This is a genomic window from Nocardia mexicana NBRC 108244 (assembly GCF_001613165.1).
Classification (GTDB): Bacteria; Actinomycetota; Actinomycetes; order Mycobacteriales; family Mycobacteriaceae; genus Nocardia; species Nocardia mexicana.
Genome location: NZ_BDBV01000126.1, coordinates 1 through 22,318 on the forward strand (window position 1 = coordinate 1; position 22,318 = coordinate 22,318).

Sequence of the window (22,318 nt, forward strand, 5' to 3'; positions counted from 1 at the left end):
GGGTCGGCGACGAACACACTCGAGGACGGCCATTAGCCGGGCGTCGGTGCGAATCCTGTTCGGGCGCAATAGCTCGGACGGGACAGGCACCCTTCGGCCCGGCTGTGGATGATGCGGCTGCGGCTGCAGTGGTTCGGTGCATCGGGCCGACGCGTCCGATCGGTCATTGTTTCGTCACCGGATTCTGGGGTGTTTGCCGAGTTCGGAGGTCTACAGTCACGATGTGACCAGCAGTGTCGGGGAAGCTGGCCGCGGCTCATCCGAATCGCGCTGCCAGGGGCGCGTCGACACCGAAAGGTTGAGGTCCGTGACCGACTTCGCCGATCTGCGGGCGTTATTCGTCAATTGCACGCTGAAACGCTCCCCGGAACCCAGCAACACGCAGGGCTTGATCGATCTGAGTGCGCGCATCATGGAGAAGAACGGCGTGCGGGTCTCCCACATCCGGGCCGTCGATCACGATATCGCCACCGGTGTGTGGCCTGATATGACCGAGCACGGCTGGCCGACCGACGAGTGGCCCGCGTTGCAGCGGCAGGTGATGGATGCCGATATTCTCGTGCTGGCCGGGCCGATCTGGTTGGGCGACAACAGTTCTGTGATGAAGAGGGTCATCGAGCGCCTGTACGGGAACTCCTCGATCCTCAACGAGCGGGGCCAGTACGCCTATTACGGTCGCGTCGGTGGTTGCCTGATCACCGGGAACGAGGACGGTGTCAAGCACTGCGCGATGAACATCCTCTACAGCCTGCAGCACCTGGGCTATACGATCCCGCCGCAGGCCGATGCGGGTTGGATCGGCGAGGCCGGTCCGGGTCCGTCCTATCTGGACCCGGGCTCCGGGGGACCGGACAACGATTTCACCAACCGCAACACCACCTTCATGACCTGGAATTTGCTGCATCTTGCTCGAATGCTGAAGGGGGCCAACGGAGTTCCCGCGCACGGCAACCAACGGTCGGAATGGGACGCGGGCTGCCGATTCGATTTCGAGAATCCGGAGTACCGCTGACTGCGACAAACGAGCGGGCCTGTCCCTGGGGGCTCTTCACTGGGCATTGATGGCGCGGTCGGCCCAGCGCCACAACACGATAGTCACGCTCTGACTTGATTCGATCATCGCGCCGAATTTTCACTGCCATGCTGGTGATGCTGGGCGTTGATCAGGCCCGATGCGCGGGCCATCCGGGGTAGGGGGCGCCGGGCGTCGGCGGTGTGGCAAACAGCGTCCGGGCTGCGCTGTTGGCGTCGAGGGGAGCGGTGTGCGGCGTGGCCTGGATCCAGCTGTTGCAGGCGTCGGCCTGTGGTGCCTGGTCCGGCTTCCGCGGTGATGGTCCCCAGGCGTCGCTGATGATCCAGCCGGCGAAGACGTCGTAGTTGGGTGCACGCCTGGGTGGCTGTCCGGACTGCCCTGCGGCGGGTTCCGAGTTGTGTTGTCCGTGTATGGGATCGGCCTGGATGGTCAGCCAGGTGGTCGCGTTGGTGCTGAAGCCGGTGGTCGGGCGTAGCCAGTAGAAGGTGGCGCCGCTGTCGTCGGACTGGGTGACATCGGTGGTGTCGAGGCAGTAGGCGGCGAGATAGCCGTCGGCGGTGGGCTGGATGTCGAGGATGCGCGCGTGGAAGGTGCCCTGCCAGCGTTGGCTCCAGTTCCCCTCCTCGGCGCCGACTGGGTAGAACCCGCCATCGGGGTACTGCAGCCAACTGACGGTGGTGATCGTGTCGGCGTAGCCGGGGTAGGCCAGCCGGGCGCCCACCGACATCGACAGCCGCTTGCTTTCGGCGAATCCCCGCACGACGGCTGCTACCGAATCGGTCAGTGCGATCCCGTCGGCGGCACTCCATCGGAACGTATAGTCCCCCGCCCACTGGACGGGGAATGTGTAGTCGGAGACCGGGACAGCAGGCGGATGGGAAGGTCCTTGTGTCGGCGACATGACCGGCGGATGCCGGGTGCCGCATCCCGTGGCTGCCAACATCACCGCCGCGGCAACCATCATCGTGCGGGTGGTCGACCGCATGACGCAGACCCCTTTCCGCCGACGAGATGGGTTCTCCGAGGGGAGTCGACAGTACTCGATGTCAGCTGTGTTCCGGTCTGCTGCGTGCCGGGGTGTCGTCGGCCGGTCGCGTCGACATACGGTGGCCTCGTGGTCGGCGGCGTTCCCACGGTCGGACCAGCAGCGCGGTCGCGGCCACGCAGGCGGCGCATGTAGCGCGAGCCACCGAGATCCGGGGGTGTCGATCGTCGGCAGGCCTCGGGGATCCGGCCGATGTAGTCGATCCCGGAGTTCAGCCACGACCCTCACGTGCCTGCAGGGAAATTGCTGCCGTGCCCGGTTGCTGGGTCGGCAACTCGGTGCGGCGAGTCCGACGCCGTGTCCGATGTCGTCTTCACTGAACCATCGGGATCACGGAGGGTGTGCGTCGCCGAGCACCGCGACAGCCTGCGACAGTGATTCGACAGCGATCTGGCAGACCGCTTCGGGATGCTGCGTGGGGAGGTGATCGAGGATGATGTTCATCGAATTGTTCGTGTCCGACGGTGCGCTCGATCCGGCGCAACGGCGGCGGGTCGCTCAGCGTCTGGGCACGATCCACGAGTTGGGTGCCGGTGAGCCCGACAGCGAGGGAGAGGAGATGGCGCCGCGGTCGGCGGCGGTGTTCGCGTCGATGTTTCAAGTGGTGGTGCACGAGCCGCAGATCTGGGTCGCCGGTGAGTGTGCGCTCACCGAGCAGGATCCTCCGCACTGTCTGGTCCGGATTCATGTTCCGGGGCCGTGGCGCAAGGATATGAGCGAGACGTTGATCTCGTATGCGACACGGATCGTCTCCGACGAGTTCGACGACACGGAGTTGCCGTACCGCCGGCCGACGGTGCAGGTGCATGTCGTCGGGATCTCGGAGGGGAGCGTGGGGATGCTCGGGCGGATGGTGAAGTCCGAGGATCTCGTCGAGATGTTGAGTGATCCGTACCGGGCAGACGCTGAGTCGGGGAAAGCGCTGAAAGATCCCATGTGCGGGGTGCTCGTCCCGCTGGGGGACGACACCGCCACCGTCGAGATCGACGGCGAGCTGTTTGCGTTCTGCTGCCGCGGCTGTCGCGCCGAGTACGTGGCGAAACGAGAGAAGGCCGCGGGGGTGTGACTATGAACGGGGTCGATATGACTGGATTTCCGCAAGGGCGCTCGCGGAGTCGAGGCCACATCCGCGCTGGTAATCGTCTCGGTATCCCTGCAGGGCGTCCGTCAGCCGCGTGACGTCGGGGTTGCCGGAGTTGGGACCGCCTCGGAGCGCGTGGGCGACGCCGAGGATCTCCGAGGCCCGTCCGGGTTCGCCTCGCCGGTGGGCCAGGTCGGCCATCCCGACCGCCACATGGGCGAGCATCGGCATATCGGGCAGGGTGCTGGCGATACCCCTCGCTTCGCCCAGATAGGTTGCGGCGGCGGTGAAATCGCCGGTAGCCGTGGCGAGATATCCTGCACCGGCCGCATAAAGGGCGCGCTCGGGCGGATCGGCGGCATCCGCGGCGTAGCCGAGGTGTCGCTTCGCCTCGGCGAGATCGCCGTCGTGGCGGGCCAGGTCGGCGAGGGAGATCCGGGCGAGGATGATCTCGTGCGGAGCGGTGGCCCGGGTGAGCACCTCCGACAATTGCTTGCGCGCGGTAGCGATATCCCCGGCGTCGATGCGGACCATGGCCAGCCAGGCTTGCTGACCGTCGTGGGTCCCTAGTTCGCGGGAGAGCGATTCCGCCTCGTCCAGGGTGGTCAGGCCCTCGGCAGTGTCACCGGCAGTGATCAACGCACTGGCCAGCGACATCAGCGACAGTGACAACGCCCAACGCTCACCGCACCCGCGAAACCCCTCGACGGCTGCGCTGATGTCACGTCGGCCGTCGTCGCCTCGGCCCGCGGCGCCGTGCAGCAGCGAGCGCGCGAACGACAGCATTCCTCGCGTCCAGGGATCCGGGTGTTTCAGGTGCGGTTCCAGCGTCGCCAATCCGTCATCGGTTCTGCCGGTGGCGAGGGCGAGCAGGGCCGAGATGAATGCGGCGGTCGGTTCGTCCGCGGCGCCGGGGCGTTCCACGGTGGCCGCGGCGGTGCTGAGACTGCCCGCGAAGGTCGCGTTGAGCAGGTAGGCGGCGGTCGCGCGCAGCCGCAGCTCGGTCGGCTGCGGACCGGGCATCGAGACGACCTCTCGCAGTTTCCCGGTGGCTTCCGCGTGATCGCCGTGGACAGTCCAGAACTGGCCGAGTGCGGCGCCGAGCCGGATGGCTGTATCGGTATCGCCGCCGTCCACGGCGAACGCGAGTGCCACGTTCATGTTGTCCCGTTCCGCGGCAAGGCGAGTGAGCCACGGGAGCTGTCCGAAGCCGCGCAGGTGTGGCTCCGCCCGTTCGGCCAGCTCGAGGTAGTAGCCGGCATGGGTGGTGCGAGCGGCATCGAGGCGGCCGGTCACGGTCAGCTGCTCGACTCCGAATTCGCGGATGGTGTCGAGCATCCGGTATCGGCCTTCCGCGTACTCCAGCAGCGATTTGTCGACCAGAGCGTGCAGGGCGTCTGCTGTGATGCCGACGTACTCGGCGGCCTCACCACAAAAGCTCCCGGGAAAGGCCGCTGCCCGTTCCGCTGCGGCGCGTTCGGTGCCGGTGAGCAGGTCCCAGCTCCACTCCACCACGGCCCGCAATGTCCGGTGCCGGGCAGGCGCAGTGCGGCTGCCGCCGGTCAGGAGCCGGAATCGGTCGTCCAGGCGGGTAGCGAGAGTTTCGATCGACATCGATCGCAGGCGAACGGCGGCCAGCTCGATGGCCAGCGGCAAGCAGTCCAGCCGGCGACAGATCCGATCGACATCGCCGGTCGGCACAAAGTCGGGTCGCACAGCTCGCGCCCGCTCGGCGAAAAGCTGCGCCGCGGGAACCACCTCCAGCGGCGCTACCGGGAACAGCATCTCGCCGGTGATGCCGAGCGGTTCCCGGCTGGTGGCCAGTATCCGCAGCCGCGGGCAACGGCCGAGTAGCTCCGCTGCCAGCTGTGCCGCCGCCGCGACCACATGCTCACAACCATCGAGGATGACCGCCGTCTCACAGTCCGCGAGCGTCTCGACCAGGCTGGATGTCGCATCTGCCGAGTCGCGCAGGCCGAGGGCGGCCACCACCGCGCGGGGCACATCGTCGGGACGTGTCATCGGCACGAGTTCCACGAGCCAGACCGGGATATCGAGCGTGGCGCCGGTCGCTGTGGCGAGGCGGGTCTTCCCCACTCCGCCGGGCCCGACCAGGGTCACCAGCCGGTTGTCCAGGAACCGTCGGCCGACCTCGCTCCGATCGGCCTCGCGGCCGACGAAACTCGTCAACGGCGCGCGCAGGTTCCCGCGGACGTGCGACCACTCGGCGTCACCGCGCAGCATTCGCAAATGCAGTTCGCGCAGTTCGTGCCCGGGATCGGCACCCAAATGCTCGGCGAGCACGACGCGGTAGTCTTCGTACGCCGACAGCGCTTCGGTCTGTCTGCCACTGGCCGCCAAGGCCCGGATGAGAAGGCTCCGCAACCGTTCCCGCAGCGGGTTGGCGGCGATCAGCTGATTCAGCTCCACCACTAGTAGGGCTCGCTCCGGGGAAGACCCGCTGAGCAGCGCCTCGATCCGGTCTTCCATGGCACCCAGCCGCAGGTCGTCCAGCCGCGCAGCCACCACGGCCGCGAACGGCAGGTGAACCACATCGACCAGCGCCTCCCCCCGCCACAGCCCGAGCGCCTCGGTGAGCAATTCCTGGGCTGCGCCGTGGTGTCCGGCGCCGAGAGCCCGACGCCCCTCCTCGGCGAGCAGCTCGAAATGTAGGGCGTCGACCGCGTCGCCCGGAACGTCCAACCGGTATCCCGCCGTCTCCGCAAACAGCGTGGCAGATTCCGGCAGCGTCCGCCGAAGTCGCGCCACGAGCGAATGCAGCGCGGCATCCGGATGAGCCGGAACTTCTTCCGGCCACACCGATTCCACCAGCGTCCGCGCGGATACCACCCTGCCCGCGTCCAGCGCCAGTCGTATCAGCAGCGCCCGCGACCGCACACCACCCACACCCACGCTCCGGTCGTCGGTGACAACCCGCAGCGGACCCAGAACCTCGATGCGCACACCACGATTCTCCAGGGCCGCCATCGGGGTCGGTGACAGGCATCCGACACCGATTCGACAGGGCCACGCGACACAGTCGATCTCGATCACTCCGTCGTACAAGGAGAATCCCCATGACGCACATCAGCAACACGGAGCAGTTCCGGATATGGAACGGAGCCGACGGACACCACTGGGCCGACCACCACGCCCGATACGACACCATGGCCAGTGGCTACGACGAGCATCTCTTCGAAGCCGCCGCGCTCAGCGAACACAGCCGCGTGCTCGATATCGGTTGCGGGACCGGGCAAACCACCCGCACGGCTGCCCGGAGGGCCCATCGCGGGCACGCAGTCGGGCTGGATCTCTCCGAGCCGATGCTTGCCCGCGCACGGCAGATCGCCGCGTCCGAGAAGCTCACCAATATCGGCTTCGAGCAGGGCGACGCTCAGGTCCACCCGTTCACCGCGGACCGATTCGACACGGTGATCAGTCGCGCCGGAGTGATGTTCTTCGCCGACCCCGTCGCCGCGTTCACCAACATCGCCACCGCCATGAAGCCGGGGGGCCGGATCGTGTTCACCTGTCATCGGGAGCCGGGCGACACGGTTTCCGAGATATTCGCGGCGCTGGCCGAGTATGTTCCGATTCCCGAATTCTCCGACCTCGACCCCGGGGTCACGAACTTCGCCGATCCCGATCAGGTTCGCGACGTCCTCACCACCGCAGGCTTCGCCGCCGTCACCGCAACCGGTTTCGAATGCCTGACAATCCTCGGCCGAGACCGCCGCGACGCGACCGACTTTCTGTTCACGGCACACCTGCGTTCGCTCGTCGCGGGCGCCGACACGACGGCCCTGCGCAAAGCCAAGGACGCCGTCGAAGCGACGCTGCGGCCGCACGAGACCGACCTCGTGCGGATTCCCGCACGGGGATGGTTGTACTCCGCAGAGAGGATTTGACCGGACCGAGCTGTCCGATCCGGGTCGCCTGTGATGCGGCACCGAGGAATCCGGAATGCGCCGCGTGGGTACCGGCTCCCGGTAAGAATCGTGCCGCGCGTAGCACGCAACTTCGGCAATGCGGCGCGGCGAGCATGGTCGACGCGACGACGCTGAGCGCCGAACACATCAGCGACTCACAACGCTCGCTCTCGCATGACGCGGGCGACATCCATGCGCCGCACGAACCGCAGCGCGGGCAACTGGGACAGAGCAGCGGCGGCGAGGACCGCAGCGACGGCCGAGACGGTGGGCAGCGCGCCGAAAGTCGGGGCGAAGGCCAATCTGTCACTGCTGAGGGTGTGCAGGAACAGATAGGCCGAGACCGTTCCCGTAGCGAGGCCGATCGGAACGGCAAGTATTGTGGCGGTGAGGTTTTCGACCATCAGAGCTGTGGTGAGACGCTGTACGGAGACCCCAGCGGCCCGCAGCGCGGCGAGTTCTGTGGTGCGTTCGGCCATATTCGCGGTCATGGTCACGTAGATGACGGTGAAGGCGAGGGCGGCACCGAGGGCCAGCATGACCGCGGTGAAGATCCAGTACACGGCGAGGAACCTGTTGGCCTGATGCTTCAGGGAGTGGATGTCGGTATAGGTGACAACGCCAGGAATCGCGGTCGCGGCGGCGCGGACGGCGGCCCGGTCCGCGCCGTCCTCGAATCGGAGCAGGTATCCGGGGAGAGACGCGGGCGCGATGGCGCGGACCGCGTCCTCGGTGGCATACAGCTGGGTGCCCATCGGTTCGTCTACCAACGCCGCCAGCCGCACTCGGTGGGGACTACCGAAAGTCGACGACGTCACGGTGAGCAAGTCGCCGACTCGCACATTCAGCAAGCCGCTGAGGGCCTGCCCGGCCACGACCGCGTCGAGTGGCAGGCCGGATTCGCCGCTGGTGGTGCGGAATCCGTGCATGGTCGTGTTCGGCGGCAGCCCGGTCAGCGAGGTCGAGTAGGACTTCCCATCGGCCTGCACTGTTACCGACGCAATCCGGCCTGCTTCGATTGCCGATACGCCCGGCACGGCTTGCAGCTGCCCGGAGATGTCGCCGGACTTCGGATCTGTCTGGACGGTGGCGTCTTCGCGCTGGACCTGGTCGTACTGGACGTCGACCATGGTGTGCATGCTGGTGAAGACGCCGACCGAGGTCAGGATCAGCACCATGGCCAGGACGGTGCCGGTCATCGTGGACAGGGTGCGGCGGCGGTTCCGAGCCAGCGACCGCAACGCCATCCGCATCGTCGTGGGTAGCCGGACCCAGCGTGCCGCCCACCTGGCGGGTCGGCCCGGGTGGTGGTCGCCACGCATCGCTTGTGCGGGTGCGGTCCGGGCGGCGGCCAGCGCCGGAGCCAGTGCTGTCAGGCTGCCGGTCAGCAGACCGAGCGCGAATCCGACCGCGGCGGTGGAGATCCTGTGCGAGACAACGGTATCGGGGATGCCGATCGCCGACGTGTAGGCCGAGGTGACCGCAGAGGTCACGACCGCACCGAGCACCACGCCGGCCACGGCACCGAGTGCGGACACGATCGCGCCGTAGGCGACGTAGTGTCGCACGAGAACCCCGCGTCGCGCCCCCATCGCCAGCAGCGCGCCGATGATCGGCCGTTCGGCACACACCAACCGGGTGATGAGCACATACTCGGTGATTCCGGCGGCGACGAGGAACAGCAGCGGAAACCCGACAGCGATCTTGGAGAACCCGGTCAAGTTGCCGTGCAGGGACGCATTCGAGGGTTGCTCGGCCTGCGTCATCACGTCGTCCGCCCCCGCCGACCGCAGCCGTCCCACCAACGCGTCGCGGTCGGATCGCGTTGCGGTGGAGGTCATTTCGATCACGACCTGATTGCTGCCCGACTGCCCGGTCAGGTACGAGGTCCGCGGCTGCGGTGCGAAGAAGACCGCGAAACTGTTCGGATCCCCGAGGACATCCTGACGGCTGCGGGCCGGCCACAGGTATTCGGGCGAACGCGCGATACCGGAAACCGTCACCGCATGCCAGGCGCTGCTGTCGAACACCCACAGCCGGTCACCGAGGTCGAGGCCGAACGCGTCGGCAGTGTGGTGCTCGACCACGACCTGGTCCCGTTTTCCGGGTTCCGGCAGCGCCCCGGCGGTTAGCGAGATGTCGTTCACCTCTGGCGCAGACGGCAATCCGATCACGCGACCGACCAGCTTCGTGGTGTCGACGATCATCGGCACGTCGGCCTGAGTGCGTGTCGTGACCCGCGCGACGCCGTTCTCACCACGAATCGCCTCCGCGACGTTGTCCGCGTTGACAGCCGTGGCGGTGAGGTCGGCGAAATGCAACCTCTCATAGGTGCGCTCATAGGACACCGACAGGTTGCGGAACGAATCGTAGCTGGCGATGAACAGCAATACCCCGAGCAACACCATTACCGCGATCGCGGTCGATTGCCTGCCTCTACGCCGCAGGTCGCGGCGAATCTTGGTGAGCAGTGCCCAGCTTCGCGGCAGGTACATGGTCTCTCACCACCGGATGGTGGAGATGTCCGGCGGGGAAGCGTTACGCACATCGAACTCCACCCTGCCGTCGCGCATCCGGACCACCCGGTCGGCGATGACGGCGGCCTCCTCGTTGTGCGTCACCATCACGACGCTGCATCCGGCACGGCTGGTGGCCCGCAACAGCCTCAGCACCCCGCGTCCGGTCGCGACATCCAGTGCGCCGGTGGGCTCATCGGCCAGCACCACATCCGGATCGGTCGCGAGCGCGCGCGCCAGCGACACCCGCTGCTGCTGCCCACCCGACATCTGCCCCGGAAACGAATCGGCGCGATCGGCCAGATCGACCGCGCACAACAATTCGTCCACGCGGCCACGGTCGCCGCGCCCAGTCATCTCGATGATCGCCAGGACATTCTCCCGCGCCGTGAGGCTGGGAACGAGATTGAAGAACTGGAACACGAAACCGATGTGCGCCCGCCGGAATTCCCCCAGCCGCTCCGGCCGCTGGCCCGAAATATCCTGTCCGGCAACAATTATCGTGCCCGAATCCGCTGCTTCGGTACCGCCGACGACATTGAGCAGCGTGGTCTTCCCCGACCCGCTGGCACCGACGACCGCGACAAGCTCCCCCGGAGCGACATCCAGATCGACGTCGCGCAACGCCTGAACCGCGGCTTCGCCGGTGCCGTAGGTCTTGTTCACGCCCCGCAGCCGAATCTCCGCACGTCTCGCGGCAGCGGTCCGGGATGTCATTCGCCAGGTCCTCCGTCGCCTCCGCTGTCGTCGGGAATTCCGGCCGATCGACACAGCGGCACTGCCGATCCCGGGTTCACTCGATCCGACATCTACCGGCCGGTGCGGCAAGTCCCATCGGGGCACCGCAACCACAGCGTGTCGGACACCTCGGGTCCGATGGCCCTGGGCCGCAGGAGCCGACTTCCGAGAGCTGGCAGATCCCCTGGGATCCTCGGCGGTACCATCCCCTGCCACTCCGAAATGTGGTGCCGGACAGGAAATCTCACCGAATCGGGAAGTCCGCTCGCCGCCGCGCAGCCGACGACCGGGTCGAGTAACCGCGCCGTCCCCGTTTCCAGCCGGATAGGGCGATCGGTTCGACCGGAGGTACGCCGTGCGCATGTTCGACATCCACGCTCGGCTACCGCGACCATGTCATCCTCCGGTAGTACATCTACTGCGGACAGCATTCGACTCTGCTGCAGGTGAGGTTACACCGAAGGATGCGCCGTGAACTGGTTGTCCACAACATCTGTCGATATCTCCGCATCTCAGCTACGGGCCGCTCACCGGCGACGCGCGCCGCAACGCCAGCTCGACAAACTACTCGCGCCGCAAAGGTTCAACCAGTATTCATGCAGCAGGCAACTATTGCAGAAGACACTGCAGGTAGCGTCTCGAACTCGTGGCGCGTCGCCCGCGGCACATTGTCCGCGCGACAGATGAGGGGCCGCGTCCGGATGCCGCCGCGGGCGATCGCCCGGCACACCGGATCGCGTGGCGCGACTGACGCGCATCAAGGGCCGGACTCTTCATTGCGTATCCACGCGGTATCCCACTGCGCAGCGCGGCGTCGCGAGACGAGCCACCGCGCGAACTCGATCACTCCCGCCGCGCCGAGGCAGACGACCACCAGGACCGTGAGAGCACTTCCCACGCCCGACCAGGCCGCCGCCATGGACGAGGACGGCGCATCGGCGATCGCCCCGTTGTTCTTGTCGACCCAGATCCCGATCCGGTCGCCCCGGACCGCGTCGACCGGTACCCGTGCAACTTTCGTCGACCGAACGCGGCTGTCCCAGCGCCACTGCAGAGCTGCCTCGGCCCGCTGGGCGGAACGTGCGTATCGGGCGTCGGCCATCACCGTCGCCGTCACAATCGAGCGTGTGGCCTTCTCGGACGACATTCGCCGCGCAGCCGCGCCGTAGTGCGCGGTCCCGACGGCACAGGCTATCGGCACGGCGATGACGCAGCACACGAGGGCGAACAGCGTGATCGCCGCCAGCAGACGGTCCGAGGTGCGCATCAGCGGGTTGCGGCTCCAGGGAACACTTCGCCACGCTCGCACCACCGACGAACTCGCCGACGATCCCTTCCGGCCGCACCACACGAGGGCGAATCGTAAGCGATACCGCAACCGCTGTCACCACCGGACAAAATGCTTGTGGGCCAAAGGATCCGGCAGAGTTCCCATAGCTCGTCGGTTCGAGCCGCCCCGATCCGATGCTGTGGCGACGTCGGTCCGCATTCGTTCAGGCTTTGCGGGCGACAAGACGTTCGACGAGACCGGGGGCGGAAGTCAGCGTGGTCGCTGGCGATGGCGAGCATGTGCTCGCTGATATCGAGCGCACCACCACCCGCGAAATCGCCCGGCCGGGCAGAAATGCTGTGAAATCGAATGGGCCACAAGATCTCACGGCCGGGTGAGGCGGATTTGCACCATGGGCAACTCGGTCCCGCGGTCGTCGATCGGCGCACCGAGGGTGTTCTCGATCGCCGGCTTCATGGTGGCCCAAGCACGGGGATGCTGCCTGACGTAGGTGTGCAGAGCGGCTGCCGCCTCATCAGCGCCGAGGACGTGGGCGGTGGCGCGAGCGGGGCCGCGGCGACCGATCCAGACACGCGCTTGCGGGCTCGCCTGGAGGTTGCGGAACCACTGTGCGCGGGTACCGAACCCGGAGACGACGACATAGCTGCCGGGCTCTGGGCTAGCGATGACTTCCAGTACGACGTAGCGCCGGGCGCCGGTTTTGCGGCCGATATGTTCGAGCATCAGCATGCGTGAGCCGAACAGAAATCCGAGCCTCGCCCGGTAGAGCCGGATCGGGGCACGCATCAACCGGCGATTGTGCAATGCCCGCGTTGCCGTATTGACAAGCATGTCTGCGATCGAAGACCGCGACCGGTGCGTCTGGGGCATGGGGTGACCTCGATTCGTGAGCCTCGCAGACCAACAGAATCGAGCATACGGCAACAATTGCTGTATGCATGTTTCTGGTTGTGGGACCCACTGCGCATCGAGATGTCGCGAGACGATCCACCGCATCAGTTCGACGATCCCTGCCTCGACTCCTATAGCTGATAGCTGTCGATGTCGGTTGCGGCGGAGGTTTCACCGCCTGCGGCACTGAACGCGGTGAGGGCACGGATCAACCCGGACCGGTCGTCGGCGGGCATGCGTTCGACGACCGCGGCGATCTCCCGGCGGCGTCGCGTCGTCACCGCCGCGACGATCTTGCGGCCGCGCGCGGTCAGCTCGATGATCAGCTCGCGCCGCGACTCCGGGTTCGGTGTGCGGTCGACGAGTCCGGCGGTGACCAGCCGGTCCACCATCCGGGTCGCGGTCGACGGCTGGACGTTCAGGGCCGTGGCGAGGGCCGCGATCTTGGACGGTCCGCGGGTGGACAGGATCACCAGGGTGCGGAACTGGGGGATGGTGATCGTGTCGTCCACGTGCGCGATCGACTGCGCGGACAGCGCGACCAGCAGGCGGGACGCGGTCAGCAAGGCATCGGTGATCTCGTCGACCGACTCCTCCGCTACCGCTTGCCGTCGCGCCATGACAACCTCCATCCCGGGGCCTTCCAGTATTTCCATCCTGCCCCGTTCGTCCGGCCGTCGCCTGCACCGGTACCACGACGCCCGCGCGGGACACATGTAGATGGAAACCATTGCATGGTGCTCGTGATCGGGTAGTGTCTGCGGCTCGTGGGGATACGTGCAGCGCTCGCACCGCGATCGGACGTGTTTCGATGGGGGCTGGCCACCGTTGCCGGCGTGGTCGCGGGGTATGCGTCGGTACTGCTGGCCAACCCTCGCCACTTCTACACCGACGACACCGAAGCCCAGTACGCACCACTGTGGGTAATGCTCGGCCGCCACCTGCGCGAGGGCCGATTCCCCGCGCTGGTGCCGTGGGAGTGGATGTCGGGCAACTACTCGATGGAAGAGGCGGGACTGTACAACCCGCCGCAGATGCTGGTCGACTTCATCGCCCCCTCGGTCGACAACCTCGCGGTGTATGCGACGGTGGTCAAGCTGGTCTTCTCGATCGTCGCGGCGCTCGGTGTGTTCCGGATCTGCCTCGCCTACGGCTCCAAGCCCGCGTGGGGAGCCGTTGCGGGAGTGGGTTTCACGCTGTCGGGCTGGTTCCTGTTCTTCGATGAAGCCAGCTGGGCGACCTCGCTCGCCGGGACCGCGTGGATGCTGCACGCGTGGGCGTCGGCAGTCCGATACACCCGCGGGCGTGGTGGGCCGATCCCGGTGTTCGTGTTCCTGTATCTGGCGATCTCGGTCCAATACATCTTCCCCGCAGTCGAATCCGCGATCATGATCGTCGCCGTGGCGGTCGGCGAGTTCGTCTACCTGCGCGCCTGGCGACCGGTGCTGCGGCTGATGCTGGCCGCCGGTTGTGCCGGACTGGCCGGACTGTCGACGTTCCTGCCGAGCATGCTCTCGTCGTCGGTGACCTGGCGCGGCAATCAGCGCATTCTCAATGATTCTTTCCTGGATGTGCCGTGGTCGGAATCGCTGAATGCCAGCCTGCCCAGCACGGTTCCGGCGTTCGAGGGCTGGTGGGGCTACGTCCAGCCACTGCCGATGGTGTACATCGCCTGGTTCCTCATCCCGCTGCTGGCCTTCATCGACTGGCGCGGCGTCCGGCGTGATGTCCGGGAATTCACCGGTCCGGCACTGTTTGCGCTCATCTTCCTGATGTGGACCGCCGGCCCCGGTCGCATCGGACCGCTGCGCTGGCCCGCTCGCGTGCTGCCGATGCTCGCGATCGGGTTGCTGGTGCTGGTGTGTGTGCTACTCAGCCGCTACGGCACGTTCGCGGATTGGCGCCGCCGCGGCATCGCCGCCGCCGTCCTGATCGGGCTGCTGTTCGTCCGAACCTTCAGCGCCGCACCACATCTGGTGGTTCGTCACCTCGTCGCCGTCGTCGTCGTGGCGGCACTGACGGCGGCGGTGGTGTGGGCGGCCCGCGCCCGGGGCACGGCACTGGCCTGTGTGCTGGCGATACTGGCGATGTTCCCCATCACCTACGACCAGGTCCGCGCCCAGGGTGCCACTCCGATGTCGTATCACTTCCCCGAACGGCGCTCCGATATGAGCGCCGCATTCCCCGACTTCTCCGGTGTCACACTGCAACTCGCCGACCGCGCACTGGTCGCACCGCAGGACGAGAGCGTCGACCGCGCCTGGGGATCGCTCGCTTTCGGCAACTACGCCAAGGCCATCGGCCTGGACTATGTCAACGCCTACAGCCCCATCGGCCACCGATGGTTCAGCGACATGCTGTGCATGGGCTGGAACGGCAGCACCTGCCCCGACGCCTACCGCCGCGCCTTCACCACCGAACCCACCACCGGCCGCACCATCGTGGACCTGATGAAGGTCGACCGCGTCGTGCTGCAACGCGCCCAGTACCCCGACGCCCGCAACCACCCGGCACCACCAGGTTGGAATTGGATCGACTACCCCGGCCACGAACGCTACATCTGGGTGCTCGAACGCGTCACCGGCCCCATCTCCACCCACAAGGGCCTCCCCGCCGACACTCGCGGCGTCACCGCCACGTCCGTGGCGCGCGACAGCTTCACCAGCCACCTCCGCGTCAGCTCCGACACCGGCGGCCGGGTGGTATTCGCCCGGCTGGCCTGGCCCGGCTACCGCGCCACCCTGAACGGCCACGACATCGCATTCGACACCGTCGCAAAGACTTTCGCCGCCGTCGACATCCCGCCCGGAACACGCGACGCCGACCTCGTCCTCACCTGGCGTCCACCGGGCTGGAAGATCGGCATTGCCACCGCACTCGCGGGTCTCCTCGGACTCGGCGTCCTGCAGTGGGCGTACCGCCGCAACCGCTACACCGACCCCGACACCCCGGGCGACGACCCCGCCGACACGCACCCGGACCGTGAACCCGGGCAGCTCGTCCCGGCCTCCGCTTGACGGACGGCGCAAAACGAATTCATGCCGATCAAGCACTGGCACTGTCGAACCGACCCTGTTAGGAGAATTGATCAGTTGACGCATCGCTGGCGGCTGCATGCAGCACTGCCTCGAGCAAGCCGGGGAAGCGGTGATCGAGTTCCTGGCGGCGTAGCACGACGAAGCAGCGCGTGCCTTCCTGTCGAGTCTGGGTGATGCCTGCGTCTCGTAGCACGCGAAGGTGGTGGCTCAGTGTGGATTTCGCGACCGGCGCCCGCAGCTCTCCCCATCCGCGTTCGACATTGTCGGCCAATTGACGGGCCAGCCCGAGCCTGATCGGGTCGCTCAATGCGGCGAGTACAGCCGTCAGCTCGATGTCGGAGGCCGACGGATGCTGTGGTTCACGCATGCCGCACATGCTAGCGTGTTCGATGTTCTATGAATATCGAACATTAGGTGGTGTGCGGATGGGGCGCTTCGACGGTCGAGTCGTGATAGTGACCGGGGCGGGAACGGGGATCGGCCGGGGAACAGCGATCGCGTTCGCGCGGGAAGGTGCCAGTGTGCTCGGCGTGGGCCGGCGGCGGGAGTCGTTGGAACAGACCGCAGCCGAACACTCCGGTATCGAGATTGTGGCGCACGACCTGCGTCGTGGCGATGCGGCCGGCGTAGTCGTCGGCGCGGCTATCGCGCGATGGGGCCGGCTGGACGTGCTGGTGAACAATGCGGGTGCGACGGCGGTCATGCCGTTGGCCGACGTGACGGGTGAACGCGTGACGGACCTGTTCGCGCTCAACGTTGTCGCCCCGAGCGTGCTCGCGGCCGCGGCATTGCCGCACCTGCGGGCGACCCACGGCAGCGTCGTCAACGTGTCGAGTACCTACGGGCATCGGCCGCTGCCCGGGGCGGCGCACTATGCGGCCGGCAAGGCGGCGTTGGAGCAACTGACCCGAAGCTGGGCGCTCGAGCTGGCCGCTGACGGTGTGCGAGTGAACGCCGTGGCCCCCGGTCCGACCGAGAGCGAGGCGCTGTCCGCGGCAGGACTCGCCGACGATGCGGTCGAGCAGATCAAAAGAGATGAGGCGGAGCGAATACCCTTGGGGCGCCGTGGTATTCCTTCCGAGGTCGCTGAGTGGATCGTGAACCTGAGCGACCCGAACGTCTCGTGGATCACCGGGCAGATCGTCACCGTCGACGGCGGGCTGGAGCTGGTGTGAGAACGGGCCCGGTGCGAGTGCCCGCTCACACGAGATCGGCGAAGGATTCCACGCAGGCGATGCTGCCGGACACGATGAGCTGATCTCCCTCGGCGACAACGGTTTCCGGTGTGGCGTAGGTGAATTCCCCACCGGGGCGCTTGATGGCGACGACGGTGACGTTGAAATGTTCACGCAGGCCGCTCTCGGTGAGCGTCATGCCGATGACTGCTTTCGGTGCGGTGGTTCGCACCATGGCGTAATCCTCGTCGAATTCGATGTAGTCGAGCATGCGCCCGGTAACGAGGTGGGCGATGCGCTCGCCCATGTCGAATTCGGGCAGCACGACGTGGTGGGCGCCGATGCGTTCGAGGATGCGGCCGTGCTGGCGGCTGTTCGCCTTGGCCCAGATGCGTGGAATCCGGAAGTCGACCAGGAGCGAGGTGGTGAGGATGCTGGCTTCCAGGTCGCTGCCGATCCCTACCACGGCATGCGGGAAGTCCGGGACGCCGAGCTGCTCGAGTGCGTCCGGATCGGTGGTGTCGGCGACCGCGACATGCGTGAGCTCGTCCGAATACTGTTGCACCAGACGGGCATCGGAGTCGATGGCCAGCACCTCCGAGCCGTGCTCGACGAGTTCGCGGGCCAGCGACCCGCCGAAGCGGCCGAGCCCGACGACCACCACCCGGGTGGTCGGGTGCTTGGGGAGTTTGGTGAACACTGCCTTAGCCAACGATGGGTCGCTCCTCCGGTAGCTCGTAGCGCCGTTCGTACTCGCGCAGCGCGAGTGCCGACGCCAGGGTGATCGGCCCGACACGACCGATGAACATCATCACGACCAGCAACAGGTGCCCGGCAGCGGGCAGATCGGCGGTGATCCCGGTGGACAACCCCACCGTGCCGAACGCCGAAACCACCTCGAACAGCACCGCATCCAGCGGCAGCTCCGACACTCGCAACAGGATCATGGTCGCGACCAGCACCGCCGCGACGCCCAGCAGCGCGACGGTGATCGCCTGTCGCTGCACCGTCGCGGCCAGCCGTCGTCCCATGACATGCACGGTGGGCTGGCCGCGTACCTCGGCGTAGATCACGAAGGCCAGCAAGGCGAAGGTGGTGACCTTGATTCCGCCCGCGGTGCCCGCGCTGCCGCCGCCGATGAACATCAGCGCGTCGTTGACCAGCAGCGTGGTCGGGTGCACGGCAGCCATGTCGACGGAATTGAAGCCCGCCGTGCGCGGGGTGGCCCCCTGGAACGCCCCGGCGAGCAGTTTGCCGGGCACCGACATCGGCCCGAGTGTGCCCGCGTTCGCCCACTCCAACGCCGTCACCAGTATTACGCCGACCGCCAGCAGCCCGAAGTAGGTCACGATCGTGATCTTGGTGTGCAGCGACCAGCCATGTACCCGGCGCCCGAGCGCACGTGTCCGTGCCGCCCGCAGCACCTCGAACACAACCGGGAACCCGATCCCGCCCGCAATGAACGCCAGCGTGATCGGCACAATTATCCAGGCATCGGTGGCGTGCCGCACCAGGCTGTCATCGTGTAGCGCGAACCCGGCATTGTTGTATGCCGAAATCGCATGAAAGACACCGTAATACAGTGCGGAGCCGAAGGATTCGGTAGTGGTGGCGAGCCGGCGGGCGGTGAGTACGACCGCGACGAGCGTCTCGACGACGAGGCTCATCACGACTACGCCGAGGACCACGCGGCGGGTATCGCCCAGGCGCAGGGTTTTCGTCTCGGCCTGGGCGACCAGCTGCATCCGCAACCCATCCGGCGAGCCACCAGAAGACCCAGCAGGGACGCCGCGGTCATGATGCCCAGCCCGCCGACCTGAATCAGCGCCAGTACCACGGCCTCTCCGAACGGAGACCAGTACGTGGCGGTGTCGACCACGACCAGCCCCGTCACACAGACCGCGGACGTGGAAGTGAACACGGCAGTGACCACCGGGGTCCAGCCGCTGGATTCCGAGGAGATCGGCAGCATCAACAACAGGGCGCCGAGCAGATTCACCGCGGCGAATCCGGCGACGGTGAGCCGGGCCGGATGCCCGAGCGGTCCCAGCCGGCGCATGACCGGAACTGCGGTGCGACGCATCCGGATCAGTCGGCCGGTCGCGTCGCCGGAGTGACTGCCGCAGTGTTGCTCAACGGTGTCTCCCTACACGTCATCCAGCCTCCGGCCGCGGCACTTCCGCACGGGCGCGGTAGCGGAACCGTACGCCCTTTACGGATTCGGTTTGCGCCGCAGGCAGTCTATACGGCAAATTTACGCACGGTGCGCCGGGAAGTCTGGTCGGTAGCGCGGCTCGAGCCCCGGGTCGTGCTCGACAACGGACGGGTGGGGTGTCATGGCGCTGGTCTTCGCCTTCGGTGTGGTGTTGCTGGTCAGCGTGTCGCTGTCCGGCCTGGCGGCCAGGACGGTGTTGTCCACGGCGTTGCTGTTCCTCGTCGCAGGCGCGGTGATCGGGGACGGCGGGCTGGGGCTCGTGTCGATCGGACCCGACGACGACCTCGTCGTCATGCTGGCCGATATCGCCTTGTTCACGGTGCTGTTCACCGATGGCCAGCGCGCGAACCTGCCCGCGCTGCGCGACGGCTGGCGGCTGTCCGGGCGGGCCCTGGGCTTGGCGATGCCGCTGACGATGGTGCTGATCGCGGTTCCCGCACACTGGCTGGCCGGATTGGATTGGCCCACAGCGTTTCTGCTCGGCGCGATTCTGTCGCCGACCGATCCGGTGTTCGCCTCGGCGATCGTCGGCCGCACGGACGTACCGCTGCGGCTGCGGCGGCTGCTGAACGTCGAATCCGGGCTCAACGACGGACTCGCGCTGCCATTCGTCCTGATCTTCCTGGCCACGGCGGCGCACCGCGACTCCGGCATCGAGCACATCGCCTGGGAACTCGTACTGGGCCTGGTGCTCGGCATCGCGATCACGGCGGCCGTCGCACTGGCGTGGCGGCTGCCGATCCTGACGGCCGAACCCCGGCTACAGGCGCTGGGCCCGCTGGCGATCGCGGTGACCCTGTACGGCGCATGCCATCTGACCCATGCCAATCCGTACCTCGCGGCGTTCGCGGCCGGATCGACGCTCGCAACCCTGGATCATGTCTCCGCCGAGCGCTTCGAACCGTTCGGCGACCTGCTGTCGGAGGCGACGAAATTCGCGGCGCTACTGGTATTCGGCGCGCTGATCACGCCGGACCGATTGTCGCACCTGGGTGTTGGCGGCTGGGTCCTGGCAGTGCTGGCGATCCTGCTGGTACGCCCGGCCGCCATGCTGGTGTCACTGCTGCGCACGCCGCTGACGAAACCCGAACGCGCCGCCGCGGCCTGGTTCGGGCCGAAGGGATTCGCCTCGGTGGTCTACGGCCTGCTGGCCCTGCAGTCCGGCATTCCTGCCAGCGAGGTGGTCTTCGATCTGGTCGCCGTCACGATCGCCCTGTCGATCGTGCTGCACTCCTCGACCGACGTCCCCATCGCCCGAAAACTGCGCGTCGAGCCGATGGACAACCTCCCCAGCGGCAAACACGATGCCGGAGCGCCCGTCTCGGGCCAGTGACCTCGCCGCACGGCATACGTACCGATGCCACAATCATCCGGTGAGCCCACTACGACGCCTCAGCCGCGTGATGGTGGCGTTCGTGCTGGTGACATTGGCGGGCACGGTCGGATACGCGGCACTGGGTTTCGGATTCCTCGACGGGCTCTATCAGACGGTGACCACGATTACGACGGTGGGCTTCCGGGAGGTCCATCCGCTCACCCCGGTCGGCCAAGTCTTCACCATGGTCCTGATCCTGGTCGGGGCGGGCACCGTCTTCTACATGTTCGGGGTCCTGCTGGAGGCCCTCATCGACGGACACCTACGGCAGCGTTTGGAACAACGACGAATGAATCGGCAGATAGACCGCCTGCGCGGACATGTCATCGTGTGCGGCTGGGGACGAGTCGGCCGCTCCACCGCGCAGTACCTCAGTAGCCTCGGCAAACCGATCGTGGTCATCGACCGCAATCCGGAGCGATTGCAGGACATCGAATTCGCGAACATCGTCGGTGACGTCACCGACGACACGGTCCTCGGCGAGGCCGGCATCGGGCACGCTCACGCCCTGATCGCGGCGCTGGACAATGACGCCGACAACGTCTACGTGACGCTGTCGGCCCGATCCCAGCGCCCGGACCTGACGATCATCGCGAGGGCACGAACCGACAGCTCGAAGTCGATCCTGCTGCGCGCGGGAGCCAACCGCGCAGTGAACCCCCAGCTGATCGGCGGGCGCCGGATGGCGGCATTTGCGTTGCAGCCCAACGTGGCCGAGTTCCTCGACGTCGTCATGCACGACGACACCCTCGAGTACCGGATCGAAGAGATCACGATCGGCGCGCAGTCTCCACTCGTGGGCCGCTCCCTGACCGATACCGTGCTGCGCCACACCACTGGTGCGCTGATCCTCGCCCTGCGCACGCCGGGCGGTCGATTCATAGCCAACCCCGCCGACGACACCCCGATCACGACCGACACCATCCTGATCGTCCTGGGTACGCCCACCCAGCTGGAAGCGGTCCGCGCACTCACCACGAACTAGTGGATGTTTTCGGTGTGGGCGGCATCGAGTTCGACCGAGGTGATCGCGGGCGCTGTAGATGTCACGGCTGTTCACCGCCGTCGATGCGGTCGCGGATCTCGGCGACCAGGTCCGCGAGCGCGGTTTGGCACACGATGATCAGCCGTCGCTGATCGGGATGGGCGGCCAGCAGTACGCGGTCACCTTTGCGCAGGCGGATCGCCCTGCGGATGTCCGCGGGTATGGAGAGTTGGCCGTTTCGTGCGATCGCGTGGCCGCCGGGCTCGCCGTCGGTGACCAGCAGCACACCGGGCGCTGCGGGCCGGATCCGGATCGGCGTGCCCGTCGTCCAGCCCAGTGAGCCGAGCACCGCGCGTTCGGCCAGACGGCCCGCGTGATTGACCAGGACCGAGCCGTAGACGACGCGAACCCTGTCCAGCGAGGTCGGCTGCATCCGATCCAGACGCCCACCGCGCAGTCGTGCCGGGGGTGTGCCCGAGTCCGTTGGCACGGCACTGTGATCGGCCGTCGCGCCGGGCGCGGGCAGGGCGAACGGGAAACCGCCGCCGATGTCGGGTGTCTCTGGAGCGTGTTCTAGCGCGCTAGAACACGAGATACGAGGAAGGTGTCCAGGAGTACCAAAAAGGTGCGCCATCAGGGACTCGAACCCCGAACCCGCTGATTAAGAGTCAGCTGCTCTGCCAATTGAGCTAATGGCGCTTGGTGCATGATCCGGCTCCGGGGCCCGTGGGGCTCCGTTCCGGTGCGTGGAAAACCATAACAGGCGCGGGTGGGGAAAGTGAAATCGCCTGTTCGCGGGCCTCGAGCCGCCGCCGGTGCAGCACGGGCGGGGGTGGTAACGGATCGGGGGCCGGATCGTATGAACGTGCAGACCGATCGGAGATCCCGCCGTGTTTGCGCGTTTCGGGCCCTTCCGGCTGGCAGAATAGGCGGGGCGTGGTCTCGACCGATCCCCGCAGGCGTGGTGGGTTGAGCAGCATCGCCGGGGCGGCCCGGCGGCGCCGAG

At 67.0% G+C, this 22,318-nt stretch carries 17 protein-coding genes, 1 tRNA gene and 1 pseudogene; 7 read left to right on the forward strand and 12 right to left on the reverse strand.

The window, feature by feature from the left end; translation table 11 throughout:
• Nucleotides 1-298: 298 nt before the first annotated feature.
• Complete coding sequence (locus tag NM1_RS37615; protein ID WP_211339608.1) at nt 299-1,012, forward strand: flavodoxin family protein; 714 nt, start codon at nt 299-301, stop codon at nt 1,010-1,012.
• A 151-nt stretch (nt 1,013-1,163) separates the two neighbouring features.
• On the opposite strand, the gene NM1_RS37620 is transcribed toward NM1_RS37615, so the two are convergent.
• Nucleotides 1,164-2,018, reverse strand: a complete 855-nt coding sequence (locus NM1_RS37620) for a hypothetical protein (protein WP_068031810.1) — start codon at nt 2,016-2,018, stop codon at nt 1,164-1,166.
• Nucleotides 2,019-2,511: 493 nt separating this feature from the next.
• On the opposite strand from NM1_RS37620, the gene NM1_RS37625 reads away from it, so the two are divergent.
• Entirely contained in the window at nt 2,512-3,144 is a 633-nt protein-coding gene (locus NM1_RS37625; RefSeq protein ID WP_068031814.1) for a YHS domain protein, read from the forward strand.
• Here NM1_RS37625 and NM1_RS37630 read toward each other — a convergent pair whose 3' ends face one another.
• Nucleotides 3,145-6,123, reverse strand: coding sequence for an ATP-binding protein (locus NM1_RS37630; protein ID WP_068031868.1), 2,979 nt, complete (start codon nt 6,121-6,123; stop codon nt 3,145-3,147).
• A gap of 113 nt (nt 6,124-6,236) precedes the next feature.
• Here NM1_RS37630 and NM1_RS37635 point away from each other — a divergent pair, with 113 nt between their 5' ends.
• Nucleotides 6,237-7,067, forward strand: a complete 831-nt coding sequence (locus NM1_RS37635) for a class I SAM-dependent methyltransferase (protein WP_068031817.1) — start codon at nt 6,237-6,239, stop codon at nt 7,065-7,067.
• 176 nt (nt 7,068-7,243) lie between these two features.
• On the opposite strand, the gene NM1_RS37640 is transcribed toward NM1_RS37635, so the two are convergent.
• From NM1_RS37640 to NM1_RS37660, 5 genes are all read right to left on the reverse strand, one after another.
• A complete protein-coding gene (locus NM1_RS37640; RefSeq protein WP_068031820.1) occupies nt 7,244-9,583 on the reverse strand; it encodes an ABC transporter permease in 2,340 nt (779 codons plus the stop codon).
• A 6-nt stretch (nt 9,584-9,589) separates the two neighbouring features.
• Nucleotides 9,590-10,321 carry an ABC transporter ATP-binding protein gene (locus NM1_RS37645; protein ID WP_068031822.1) on the reverse strand — a complete coding sequence of 244 codons (732 nt, stop codon included), beginning with the start codon at nt 10,319-10,321 and terminating at the stop codon, nt 9,590-9,592.
• A gap of 778 nt (nt 10,322-11,099) precedes the next feature.
• Nucleotides 11,100-11,693, reverse strand: a complete 594-nt coding sequence (locus NM1_RS37650) for an Rv1733c family protein (RefSeq protein ID WP_444980096.1) — start codon at nt 11,691-11,693, stop codon at nt 11,100-11,102.
• Nucleotides 11,694-11,996: 303 nt separating this feature from the next.
• Complete coding sequence (locus NM1_RS37655) at nt 11,997-12,464, reverse strand: nitroreductase family deazaflavin-dependent oxidoreductase (protein ID WP_114699906.1); 468 nt, start codon at nt 12,462-12,464, stop codon at nt 11,997-11,999.
• Nucleotides 12,465-12,655: 191 nt separating this feature from the next.
• On the reverse strand, nt 12,656-13,144 hold the full coding sequence (locus NM1_RS37660; RefSeq protein WP_068031872.1) for a MarR family winged helix-turn-helix transcriptional regulator: 489 nt from the start codon (nt 13,142-13,144) through the stop codon (nt 12,656-12,658).
• 216 nt (nt 13,145-13,360) lie between these two features.
• Here NM1_RS37660 and NM1_RS37665 point away from each other — a divergent pair, with 216 nt between their 5' ends.
• The gene (locus tag NM1_RS37665; protein ID WP_246011789.1) at nt 13,361-15,541 is read left to right on the forward strand and encodes a YfhO family protein; all 2,181 of its coding nucleotides are present in this window, start codon (nt 13,361-13,363) and stop codon (nt 15,539-15,541) included.
• Between the two features lie 58 nt (nt 15,542-15,599).
• On the opposite strand, the gene NM1_RS37670 is transcribed toward NM1_RS37665, so the two are convergent.
• Nucleotides 15,600-15,929: an ArsR/SmtB family transcription factor gene (locus NM1_RS37670; RefSeq protein ID WP_211339607.1), complete on the reverse strand. Its 330-nt coding sequence runs from the start codon at nt 15,927-15,929 to the stop codon at nt 15,600-15,602.
• Nucleotides 15,930-15,987: 58 nt separating this feature from the next.
• Between NM1_RS37670 and NM1_RS37675 the strand changes: the two genes are divergently transcribed.
• Nucleotides 15,988-16,737, forward strand: a complete 750-nt coding sequence (locus tag NM1_RS37675; RefSeq protein WP_068031838.1) for an SDR family NAD(P)-dependent oxidoreductase — start codon at nt 15,988-15,990, stop codon at nt 16,735-16,737.
• Nucleotides 16,738-16,762: 25 nt separating this feature from the next.
• On the opposite strand, the gene NM1_RS37680 is transcribed toward NM1_RS37675, so the two are convergent.
• A complete protein-coding gene (locus tag NM1_RS37680; protein WP_246011788.1) occupies nt 16,763-17,449 on the reverse strand; it encodes a potassium channel family protein in 687 nt (228 codons plus the stop codon).
• Nucleotides 17,442-18,820: pseudogene (locus NM1_RS37685) on the reverse strand (TrkH family potassium uptake protein). Before NM1_RS37685 ends, NM1_RS37680 begins: the two are co-directional and overlap by 8 nt.
• Nucleotides 18,821-19,073: 253 nt before the next feature.
• Between NM1_RS37685 and NM1_RS37690 the strand changes: the two are divergent.
• Complete coding sequence (locus tag NM1_RS37690; RefSeq protein WP_068031841.1) at nt 19,074-20,285, forward strand: cation:proton antiporter; 1,212 nt, start codon at nt 19,074-19,076, stop codon at nt 20,283-20,285.
• Between the two features lie 40 nt (nt 20,286-20,325).
• Nucleotides 20,326-21,312, forward strand: a complete 987-nt coding sequence (locus NM1_RS37695) for a potassium channel family protein (RefSeq protein ID WP_246011787.1) — start codon at nt 20,326-20,328, stop codon at nt 21,310-21,312.
• Nucleotides 21,313-21,373: 61 nt separating this feature from the next.
• On the opposite strand, the gene NM1_RS42790 is transcribed toward NM1_RS37695, so the two are convergent.
• Together NM1_RS42790 and NM1_RS37705 are read right to left on the reverse strand one after the other, a co-directional pair.
• Nucleotides 21,374-21,802 (reverse strand): AbrB/MazE/SpoVT family DNA-binding domain-containing protein, encoded by a 429-nt coding sequence (locus NM1_RS42790; RefSeq protein ID WP_169814392.1) that lies wholly within the window; start codon nt 21,800-21,802, stop codon nt 21,374-21,376.
• Nucleotides 21,803-21,938: 136 nt separating this feature from the next.
• A tRNA-Lys gene (locus tag NM1_RS37705) sits at nt 21,939-22,011 on the reverse strand.
• Nucleotides 22,012-22,318: the final 307 nt, after the last annotated feature.

Bases quoted from the DNA above. Each gene is read 5' to 3' on its own strand.
- NM1_RS37620 (WP_068031810.1), bottom strand. From the start codon at position 2,018: ATGCGGTCGACCACCCGCACGATGATGGTTGCCGCGGCGGTGATGTTG.
- NM1_RS37625 (WP_068031814.1), top strand. From the start codon at position 2,512: ATGATGTTCATCGAATTGTTCGTGTCCGACGGTGCGCTCGATCCGGCG.
- NM1_RS37635 (WP_068031817.1), top strand. From the start codon at position 6,237: ATGACGCACATCAGCAACACGGAGCAGTTCCGGATATGGAACGGAGCC.
- NM1_RS37640 (WP_068031820.1), bottom strand. From the start codon at position 9,583: ATGTACCTGCCGCGAAGCTGGGCACTGCTCACCAAGATTCGCCGCGAC.
- NM1_RS37645 (WP_068031822.1), bottom strand. From the start codon at position 10,321: ATGACATCCCGGACCGCTGCCGCGAGACGTGCGGAGATTCGGCTGCGG.
- NM1_RS37655 (WP_114699906.1), bottom strand. From the start codon at position 12,464: ATGCTTGTCAATACGGCAACGCGGGCATTGCACAATCGCCGGTTGATG.
- NM1_RS37660 (WP_068031872.1), bottom strand. From the start codon at position 13,144: ATGGCGCGACGGCAAGCGGTAGCGGAGGAGTCGGTCGACGAGATCACC.
- NM1_RS37670 (WP_211339607.1), bottom strand. From the start codon at position 15,929: ATGCGTGAACCACAGCATCCGTCGGCCTCCGACATCGAGCTGACGGCT.
- NM1_RS37675 (WP_068031838.1), top strand. From the start codon at position 15,988: ATGGGGCGCTTCGACGGTCGAGTCGTGATAGTGACCGGGGCGGGAACG.
- NM1_RS37690 (WP_068031841.1), top strand. From the start codon at position 19,074: ATGGCGCTGGTCTTCGCCTTCGGTGTGGTGTTGCTGGTCAGCGTGTCG.